This window comes from Mycobacterium sp. DHQP2018-32-09, from assembly GCF_058148405.1.
On record NZ_JBYVYK010000061.1, the window covers coordinates 1 to 9,444 of the forward strand.

Sequence of the window (9,444 nt, forward strand, 5' to 3'; positions counted from 1 at the left end):
GACCCGGTGGCGCGCATGGCGCGAGCGGCCGAGCGTTCCGGGGTGACGGTGGCCGAGATCCTGCGGCTGCGCGCGTTCACCAGGGACTCGGTGGGCCTGGCCGCGGCGGCTCGCCAGCGCAACGTGGCGGGCCGCGTGCGGGTCCGGCGGGGCGTCGGCGGCGTGACCGGGCCGTGCGTGGTGGTCGACGACGTCGTCACCACCGGAGCCACGGTCGCCGAATCGGTGCGGGTCCTCGACGTCGTCGGCGCGGACGTCGTCGCCGTGGTGGTGCTCGCGACCGCGTGAGTCACGAGCCGGTCAAGGGTGCGTGAAGACGGTGAAAATCGTCAGCGAAATTTGTGGCACTACAGGGTGAACTCGGACTACGGTCGGGGACAACGACCGTGATGCCTCACGGCGGCGCTGTATCGCAACGGCGCCACGTCGCCTAGCCGCGATTGGAGGTGAGTACTCGACACCTTGCGCCGGTGGGCGGCGATGAGCACAACCCGTCGGCGCGTTTCCCCGACCAACAGGCACGCCTCGTGCGTGTGACGTGAAGAGAAACGAGATGCCAAGTATGTCAAGTCATTCCGCGCAAACCAGCCGCACGACGATGGTCATGGACGACACCGCCGACACCGACGAGGGCGCCTCGAGCCCGCGTGCCGAAGTCGTGGTCACCGGCCGCAACGTCGAGGTTCCCGACCACTTCCGCACCTACGTTTCGGAGAAGCTCGCTCGTCTCGAGCGCTTCGACCGCACGCTCTACCTGTTCGACGTGGAACTCGACCACGAACGCAACCGGCGGCAGAAGAAGAACTGCCAGCACGTCGAGATCACCGCGCGGGGACGCGGGCCCGTGGTCCGCGGCGAGGCGTGCGCCGACAGTTTCTACGCCGCCCTGGAATCCGCCGTCGCCAAGCTCGAGAGCCGACTGCGCCGCAGCAAGGACCGCCGCAAGATCCACTACGGCGACAAGACGCCGGTGTCGGTCGCCCAGGCGACCAAGGTCTCGGCGCCCGAGGCGTTCCTACCGTCGGCCTCGACCGACGGCGCCTCGGCAGACGCCGACGCCATGGCGCCCCTGCACGAGCCCGGCCACATCGTGCGCACCAAGGAACATCCCGCCATCCCCATGACGGTCGACGACGCCCTCTACGAGATGGAGCTGGTCGGCCACGACTTCTTCCTCTTCCACGACAAGGAAAGCGACAAGCCGACGGTGGTGTACCGACGGCACGCCTACGACTACGGACTGATCAGGCTCTCCTGAACCGACCGGTCCTGCCCACGGCCCCCGACGTCTCGGCGTGTCGGGGGCCGTGTGTCGTGTCGTGCGCCTGAATCGGCCGTGCAGCCGAGTCACCTACGATGGGTCACGTCTGTCGAAGATCCGTCGAACCCGCAGGGGATGTAGTCGTGCTGGATAAGTTGCTCCGCCTGGGCGAAGGCCGCATGGTCAAGCGCCTCAAGAAGGTCGCGGACGTCGTCAATACGTTGTCCGACGACGTCGAGAAGCTCTCCGACGAGCAGCTGCGGGCCAAGACCGACGAGTTCCGTGCGCGCATCGCCGACGGCGCCGAGCTGGACGAACTGCTTCCCGAGGCCTTCGCCGTGGCCCGCGAGGCCGCCTCCCGCGTGCTCGGCATGCGGCCGTTCGACGTCCAGGTCATGGGCGGCGCCGCGCTGCACTTCGGCAACGTCGCCGAGATGAAGACCGGTGAGGGCAAGACCCTGACCTGTGTGCTGCCCGCCTACCTCAACGCGTTGAGCGGCAAGGGCGTGCACGTCGTCACCGTCAATGACTACCTGGCCAAGCGCGACCGCGAGTCCATGGGCCGCGTGCACCGCTTCCTGGGCCTCGAGGTCGGCGTGATCCTGTCGCAGATGACGCCCGACGAGCGCCGCGCCGCCTACGCCGCCGACATCACCTACGGCACGAACAACGAGTTCGGCTTCGACTACCTGCGCGACAACATGGCGCACTCCACGGCCGACATGGTGCAGCGCGGTCACAACTTCGCCATCGTCGACGAGGTCGACTCGATCCTCATCGACGAGGCCCGGACGCCGCTGATCATCTCCGGCCCCGCCGACGGCGCCTCGAATTGGTACCTCGAGTTCGCGCGGTTGGCGCCGCTGATGGAGAAGGACGTCCACTACGAGGTGGACATCCGCAAGCGCACCATCGGCGTGCACGAGAAGGGCGTCGAGTTCGTCGAGGACCAGCTGGGCATCGACAACCTCTACGAGGCCGCCAACTCGCCGCTGGTGAGCTACCTCAACAACGCGATCAAGGCCAAGGAACTCTTCATCCGCGACAAGGACTACATCGTCCGCAACGGCGAGGTCGTGATCGTCGACGAGTTCACCGGCCGCGTGCTGGTGGGTCGGCGCTACAACGAGGGCATGCACCAGGCCATCGAGGCCAAGGAGCACGTGGAGATCAAGGCCGAGAACCAGACACTCGCCACGATCACCCTGCAGAACTACTTCCGGCTCTACGACAAGCTCTCCGGCATGACGGGTACCGCCCAGACCGAGGCGGCCGAGCTGCACGAGATCTACACCTTGGGCGTGGTGAGCATCCCCACCAACCGCCCGATGATCCGCACCGACCAATCCGACCTGATCTACAAGACCGAAGAGGCCAAGTACGTCGCGGTGGTCGACGACGTCACCGAGCGGTACGAGAAGGGCCAGCCGGTGCTGATCGGCACCACCAGCGTCGAGCGCTCGGAGTACCTGTCCAAGCAGTTCACCAAGCGGCGCATCCCGCACAGCGTGCTCAACGCGAAGTTCCACGAGCAGGAAGCCGGGATCATCGCCGAGGCCGGCCGCCGCGGCGCGATCACGGTGGCCACCAACATGGCGGGTCGCGGTACCGACATCGTGCTCGGCGGCAACCCCGACTACATCGCCGACAAGCGGCTGCGGGAGCGCGGTCTGGACCCCATCGAGACGCCCGAGGACTACGAGGCTGCGTGGGACGAGGTGATCCACGAGGTCAAGGAGCAGGTCGCCAAGGAGGCCGAGGAGGTCATCGCCGCCGGTGGCCTCTACGTGCTGGGCACCGAGCGTCACGAGTCCCGCCGCATCGACAACCAGCTGCGCGGCCGCTCGGGCCGCCAGGGTGACCCCGGCGAGTCGCGGTTCTACCTGTCCCTCGGCGACGAACTCATGCGGCGCTTCAACGGCGCGACGCTGGAGTCGCTGCTGACCCGGCTCAACCTGCCCGAGGACGTGCCGATCGAGGCCAAGATGGTCTCGCGCGCCATCAAGAGCGCCCAGACGCAGGTCGAGCAGCAGAACTTCGAGATCCGCAAGCAGGTGCTCAAGTACGACGAGGTGATGAACCAGCAGCGCAAGGTCATCTACGCCGAGCGTCGCATGATCCTCGAGGGCGAGGACGTCCAGGAGCAGGCGCACAAGATGCTCGTCGACGTCATCACCGCCTACGTCGACGGCGCCACCGCCGAGGGGTACTCCGAGGATTGGGACTTGGAGGCGCTGTGGCAGGCGCTCAAGATGCTCTATCCCGTGGGCATCGACCACCGCGACCTCATCGACTCCGATGCCGTCGGCGAACCCGGCGAACTGACGCGTGACGAACTGCTCCAGGCGCTCATCGGCGACGCCGAGCGGGCCTACGCCGAACGCGAGGCGGCGCTGACCGAGATCGGCGGCCCCGACGCCATGCGCTACCTGGAGCGCAGCGTGCTGCTGTCGACGGTCGACCGCAAGTGGCGCGAGCACCTCTACGAGATGGACTACCTCAAGGAGGGCATCGGCCTGCGTGCCATGGCGCAGCGCGACCCGCTGGTCGAGTACCAGCGCGAGGGCTACGACATGTTCATGGCCATGCTCGACGGGCTCAAGGAGGAGTCGGTCGGCCTGCTGTTCAACGCGCAGGTGCAAGCCGCGCCGAACCCGGCCAGCCAGGTCGGCGCCGGCGCGGGTGCACCGGCCACGCTGGCCCAGTTCGCCGCCCAGGCCGCGGCGCAGGCGCAGCAGACCACCGACGGCGGCGGCGTCGCCACCAAGCAGGACGAGCCGCCGGCCGCCCCGGCATTGCGTGTCAAGGGCATCGACGAGGAGAAGGCGCGTCCCATGACGTTCGTCGGCCCCTCGGAGGACGGCTCGGCCGAGGTGCAGCGCCAGAGCGGCGGGCGGCATGCCGCCCCGGCCGGTGGCACCACGCGCAAGCAGCGGCGCGAGGCGGCGCAGCGCGAGGGGCGCAGCGGCTCCCGGCTCAAGCGCGGCTAGTCAGCCGATCTGCAACGCGACCACCTGCCACCGGCCCGAGACCAGTTCGACCCGGCCGGCGATGGCGCGGATCCGGCCCGCCCTGGTGAACGTCGCGAACACCTCGGCCGCGCGCGGCTCGGCTGCTCCGGCATCCACCGCGCGCAGACGCACGTGCCCCAGCACGGCGCTGCCGCGCGCTGGTACCGCCGCGCGGCTGAGCGCCGTGACCACGTCGACGAGGTTGGGCCGCAGCACGTTTCGCAACTGGGCGGGCGGGCGGCGCCGGTCGAGCACTTCCAGTACCCGGCGCAGCGCGGCCTCGGTGAACACCGCGGCGGCCCGCGGCGGGGGTGCCTCCCGCACCGGCGCCCGGCGCGGCGCCAGCGGACGTGCGGTGCGGCGGCGCAGCCGGGCAGGCGTCGGCGCGGGACAGGCGCCGACCGGTGGGGGCTCGTAGTCGACGACGGGGGACGTCAGGCTCGGCGTGTCGGGCATGGCTCATCTCCAGGTGCGGTGGACCGGCGGGCTGCTGGAGAGGAGCAGACGTCATCATGATCGCACGCGTGGCGCATGCCCCGGTGCACCCGTCATGCGCCCGGCCAGGGTCTGCGGCTACCGTGACGGAGTCGGGGCGGCTGGGGCAGTGTGAGCTGTGGAGGGTGGCGACGTCATGGTGACCAGGCTGTCGGCGGCCGACGCCACGTTCTACCACCTGGAGAACACGGCGACGCCGATGTACGTCGGCTCGCTGGCGATCCTGCGCAAGCCTCGCGGTGGGTTGAGTTACGAGACGTTGCTGGCCACCGTCGAACACCGGCTGCCGCAGATCCCGCGCTACCGGCAGAAGGTCCGCGAGGTCACGCTCGGTCTGGCCCGCCCGGTGTGGATCGACGACCGCGACTTCGACATCACCTATCACGTGCGCCGGTCGGCCCTGCCGTCGCCGGGCAGCGACGCCCAACTGCACGAGCTGATCGCGCGCATCGGTTCCCGTCCCCTCGACAAGACGCGGCCGCTGTGGGAGATGTACCTCATCGAGGGGTTGGCCAAGAATCGCCTGGCGATCTACGTCAAGTCGCACCAGGCGCTCGTCAACGGCATGACGGCGCTCGAGATCGGGCACGTGATCGCCGACCGCACCCAGCGACCTCCGGAGTTCGGCGAGGACATCTGGATCCCCGCCCGCGAGCCGAGCGACGGCCAGCTGCTCCTCGGGGCGGTGGGGGAGTGGATCACCCGTCCGGGCGTGCAGCTCGCCGCGGCGCGTTCGGCGATCACCGGGGTGGTCACCAACACCGGGCAGCTGATGGCGGTGGCGCGCCGGGCCGCCGAGATGGCGCGCACCGTGGCGCGGGGGACCGCCCCCAACAGCCCACTGAACACCACGGTGTCGCGCAACCGCCGCATCGCCGTGGCCGCCCACGAGTTCGAGGACTACCGCCAACTGCGCGTGCGGTACGACTGCGACGTCAACGACGTGGTGCTGGCGGTGGTCGCCGGCGCCCTGCGCAACTGGTTGATGTCGCGCGGCGAGCCGGTGTCGGCGTCGTCGACGGTGCGGGCCATGGCGCCCATGTCGGTCTACCCGAATGCCGAGGGCGAGGGCGCCGGGCCGGGCCAGGCCATCAGCGAGGTGTCGCCGTTCCTGGTGGACCTGCCGGTCGGCGAGGGCAATGCGGTGGTACGGCTGTCCCAGATCGCCCATGCCACCGAGTCCCATTCCTCGGCGGCGAGCCTGGTCGACGCCCGCACCATCGTGACGCTGTCCGGGTTCGCGCCACCGACGTTGCACGCCATGGGCATTCGCGTGGCCACCACGTTCTCGGCGCGGCTGTTCAACCTGCTGATCACCAACGTGCCCGGGGCGCAGAAGCAGATGTACGTGGCGGGGGCCAAGCTGCTGGAGACCTACGCCGTCCCGCCGTTGCTGCACAACCAGGTGCTGGCCATCGGCGTCACGTCGTACAACGGCCGGATGTACTTCGGCATCAATGCCGACCGGGACGCCATGAGCGACGTCGACGTGTTGCCGTCCCTGCTGCGCGAATCGCTCGACGAGTTGCTCGAGGCCGCGCGCTGAGCGTGGGCGGCAAGGGTGATCAGTACAGTCACGGTGTGCGCGTCTACGTCCCGGTGACCTTGACCATGCTCGCCGGCCTCGTCGCCGAGCAGACCCTGCATGCGCGCAGCGGGACGGCGTTCGCGGTGACGCCGACGCTGCGCGAGGCGTACGCCGACGGCGACGACGACGAGCTGGCCGAAGTGGCGTTGCAGGAGGCGGCCCTGGCGTCGTTGCGCCTGCTGGCGGCCGAGCCGCCCGGCGAGCTTCCGGTGCGGCGAGCGGTCCTGGTGGCCGACGTGGACGGTGCCACGGCGCGCCCCGACCTGGACGACGCCGTGGTGCGGTTGGCCGGGCCGGTGAGCATGTCCGACGTGGTGGCCGCGCACGTCGACAACGCCGCCGCCGAGCCCGCGGTGCTCAAGGCGGTGGAGGTGATCGACGAGGCCGATCTGGGGGACGAGGACGCCGAGCTGACGGTCGGCGATGCGCAGGATCACGACCTGGCGTGGTACGCGACGCAGGAATTGCCGTTCCTGCTGGACCTGCTGTGAAGCACCTGTCCCTGGTCGCATGACGGCTGGCTACCGGTGCGTAGGTTACGGTACCGTAGGTTAGGCGCGTCGCGAGGAGCAGGTGGCAATGGCCAAGAACAACATCAAGGTCTCGGCCAAGGTCGCCGACACCATCCGACCCACCGTGGCGGGTGCCAAGGATCGTCCGGCATGGCACGCGCTGCGCACCCTCGCGGCCAGGATCACCACGCCGCTGCTGCCCGACGACTACCTCCAGCTGGCCAATCCGCTGTGGTCGGCCCGCGAGCTGCGGGGTCGCATCCTGGAGGTCCGGCGCGAGACCGACGACTCGGCCACGCTGGTCATCAAGCCGGGGTGGGGATTCTCGTTCGACTACCAGCCCGGGCAGTACGTCGGCATCGGCGTCCTGGTCGACGGGCGGTGGCGCTGGCGCTCGTACTCGCTGACCTCGACCCCCGCCGATGGGCGGGGTGACCGGGCGCTGCGCACCGCGGGCCCCAAGACCATCACGATCACGGTCAAGGCCATGCCCGAGGGCTTCCTCTCCACGCACCTCGTGGGGGGCGTGGCGCCGGGGACCATCGTGCGGCTGGCCGCGCCCCAGGGCAACTTCGTGCTGCCGGAGCCCGCTCCGGACTCCGTGCTGTTCCTGACGGCCGGGTCGGGCATCACGCCCATCATGTCGATGCTGCGCACGCTGGCCCGCCGCGACGGCATCCGGGGGCCGGGGCACGTCGTGCACGTGCACTCCGCACCGACGTACGACGACGTGATGTTCGCCGACGAACTCGACGAGCTGCATCGCACGCATCCCGGTTACCAGCTGGTGCGGCGGGCCACCCGCACCGAGGGCCGGCTGGATCTGTCTCGGTTGGCCGAGGTGGTGCCCGACTGGCGGCAGCGGCAGACGTGGGCGTGCGGGCCGGAGGCGATGTTGGACGACGCCACGCGGACGTGGGGCGCCGCCGGGCTGGCCGACCGGCTGCACCTGGAGCGCTTCGCGGTGTCCAAGGCCGCCGCTCACGGCACGGGCGGCACCGTGACGTTCGAGCGCAGCGGCAAGACGGTCGCGGTGGATGCGGCCACGTCGCTGATGGACGCCGGCGAGTCCGCGGGAATTCAGATGCCGTTCGGCTGTCGCATGGGGATCTGCCAGTCGTGTGTGGTGGGGTTGGTGGCCGGGCACGTCCGCGATCTGCGCACCGGCGACGAGCACGAACCGGGCACGCGCATCCAGACGTGCGTATCCGCCGCCGCGGGCGATTGCACACTAGATTCTTAGGCGTACCCACTAGTAACCTACGGAATCGTAGGTTACGCTTTCGTAGGTAGCCGAAAGGAGGTCGACACGATGGCAATCACCGACGTACCGGAATTCGCGCACCTGACCGAATCCGACATCGAGGCTCTGGGTAACGAGCTGGACGCGATCCGGCAGGACATCGAGGACTCCCGCGGTGAGCGCGACGCGCGCTACATCCGCCGCACGATCGCCTTCCAGCGGTCGCTGGAGATCGCGGCCCGGCTCATGCTGGCGGGCAGCAAGAAGCGCAGCTGGTGGTGGGCTGGGACGAGCACGCTGGGCGTGGCCAAGATCATCGAGAACATGGAGATCGGCCACAACGTCATGCACGGCCAGTGGGACTGGATGAACGATCCCGAGATCCACTCCTCCTCGTGGGAGTGGGACATGAGCGGGGCGTCCAAGCACTGGCGCTTCACCCACAACTTCATGCATCACAAGTACACCAACATCCTCGGCATGGACGACGACGTGGGCTACGGCCTGATCCGCGTCACCCGTGACACCCGCTGGAAGCCGATGAACCTGTTCAACCTCGGGTTCAACACCATTCTGATGGCCCTCTTCGAGTGGGGTGTCGGCCTGCAGCACCTGGAGTTGGGCAAGATCTTCAAGGGTCGCGACGACCGCAATGCCACGCTGGTGCGCATCAAGGAGTTCGCCGTCAAGGCCGGACACCAGCTCGCCAAGGACTACGTCGCCTATCCGGCGCTGACGTCGTTGTCGCCGGGTGCGACGTTCACGTCCACCGCCAAGGCCAACGCCGTGGCCAACGTCATCCGCAACGTCTGGGCCAACGCGGTGATCTTCTGCGGTCACTTCCCCGACGGGGCCGAGAAGTTCACCAAGACCGACATGGTCGGCGAGTCGCGGGGTCAGTGGTACCTGCGACAGATGCTGGGCAGTGCGAACTTCGAGAACGGTCCGGTGCTGCGTTTCATGAGCGGCAACCTGTGCCACCAGATCGAGCACCACCTCTACCCGGACCTGCCGAGCAACCGGCTCTACGAGGTCTCGATCCGGGTCCGCGAGATCTGCGAGAAGTACGACCTGCCCTACACCACGGGCTCGTTCCTGGTGCAGTACGGCAAAGCGTGGCGCACCATCGCCAAGCTGTCGCTGCCCGACCGGTTCCTCACCGACACCCGCGACGATGCGCCCGAGACGCGCAGTGAGCGGATGTTCGACGACCTGGCCGTCGAGCAACGCCGGGGACTGAAGTCCTCGATCGCCGCAGTTCGGGCTCGCAGGCGCGCCAAGCGTTTCCAGCGCGAACTCGCTGCCTGATCCCTCGCGAACACCGAACGGCGGGG

7 protein-coding genes and 1 pseudogene are annotated in these 9,444 nt (G+C 68.9%); 7 read left to right on the forward strand and 1 reads right to left on the reverse strand.

Annotated features, from left to right (window positions below; all coding sequences use genetic code 11):
- The 3 genes and pseudogenes from AC30CM_RS23485 to secA form a co-directional block, all read left to right on the forward strand.
- Positions 1–288, forward strand: a pseudogene (locus tag AC30CM_RS23485) (ComF family protein); the annotation flags it as partial.
- Between the two features lie 316 nt (positions 289–604).
- Positions 605–1,258 (forward strand): ribosome hibernation-promoting factor, HPF/YfiA family, encoded by a 654-nt coding sequence (gene hpf / locus AC30CM_RS23490; RefSeq protein WP_490119323.1) that lies wholly within the window; start codon positions 605–607, stop codon positions 1,256–1,258.
- A gap of 146 nt (positions 1,259–1,404) precedes the next feature.
- Entirely contained in the window at positions 1,405–4,251 is a 2,847-nt protein-coding gene (gene secA, locus AC30CM_RS23495) for a preprotein translocase subunit SecA (protein ID WP_490119324.1), read from the forward strand.
- Here the strand turns inward: secA and AC30CM_RS23500 are convergent, their stop codons facing one another.
- On the reverse strand, positions 4,252–4,728 hold the full coding sequence (locus tag AC30CM_RS23500; RefSeq protein ID WP_490119325.1) for an Rv3235 family protein: 477 nt from the start codon (positions 4,726–4,728) through the stop codon (positions 4,252–4,254).
- Positions 4,729–4,903: 175 nt separating this feature from the next.
- Here AC30CM_RS23500 and AC30CM_RS23505 point away from each other — a divergent pair, with 175 nt between their 5' ends.
- From AC30CM_RS23505 to AC30CM_RS23520, 4 genes are all read left to right on the forward strand, one after another.
- Positions 4,904–6,313 carry a WS/DGAT/MGAT family O-acyltransferase gene (locus tag AC30CM_RS23505; protein WP_490119326.1) on the forward strand — a complete coding sequence of 470 codons (1,410 nt, stop codon included), beginning with the start codon at positions 4,904–4,906 and terminating at the stop codon, positions 6,311–6,313.
- Between the two features lie 35 nt (positions 6,314–6,348).
- Complete coding sequence (locus tag AC30CM_RS23510) at positions 6,349–6,846, forward strand: DUF6912 family protein (protein ID WP_490119327.1); 498 nt, start codon at positions 6,349–6,351, stop codon at positions 6,844–6,846.
- Between the two features lie 88 nt (positions 6,847–6,934).
- Positions 6,935–8,110 carry a ferredoxin reductase gene (locus AC30CM_RS23515; protein WP_490119328.1) on the forward strand — a complete coding sequence of 392 codons (1,176 nt, stop codon included), beginning with the start codon at positions 6,935–6,937 and terminating at the stop codon, positions 8,108–8,110.
- 69 nt (positions 8,111–8,179) lie between these two features.
- Positions 8,180–9,418: a fatty acid desaturase family protein gene (locus AC30CM_RS23520; RefSeq protein WP_490119329.1), complete on the forward strand. Its 1,239-nt coding sequence runs from the start codon at positions 8,180–8,182 to the stop codon at positions 9,416–9,418.
- The last annotated feature ends 26 nt before the right edge of the window (positions 9,419–9,444 follow it).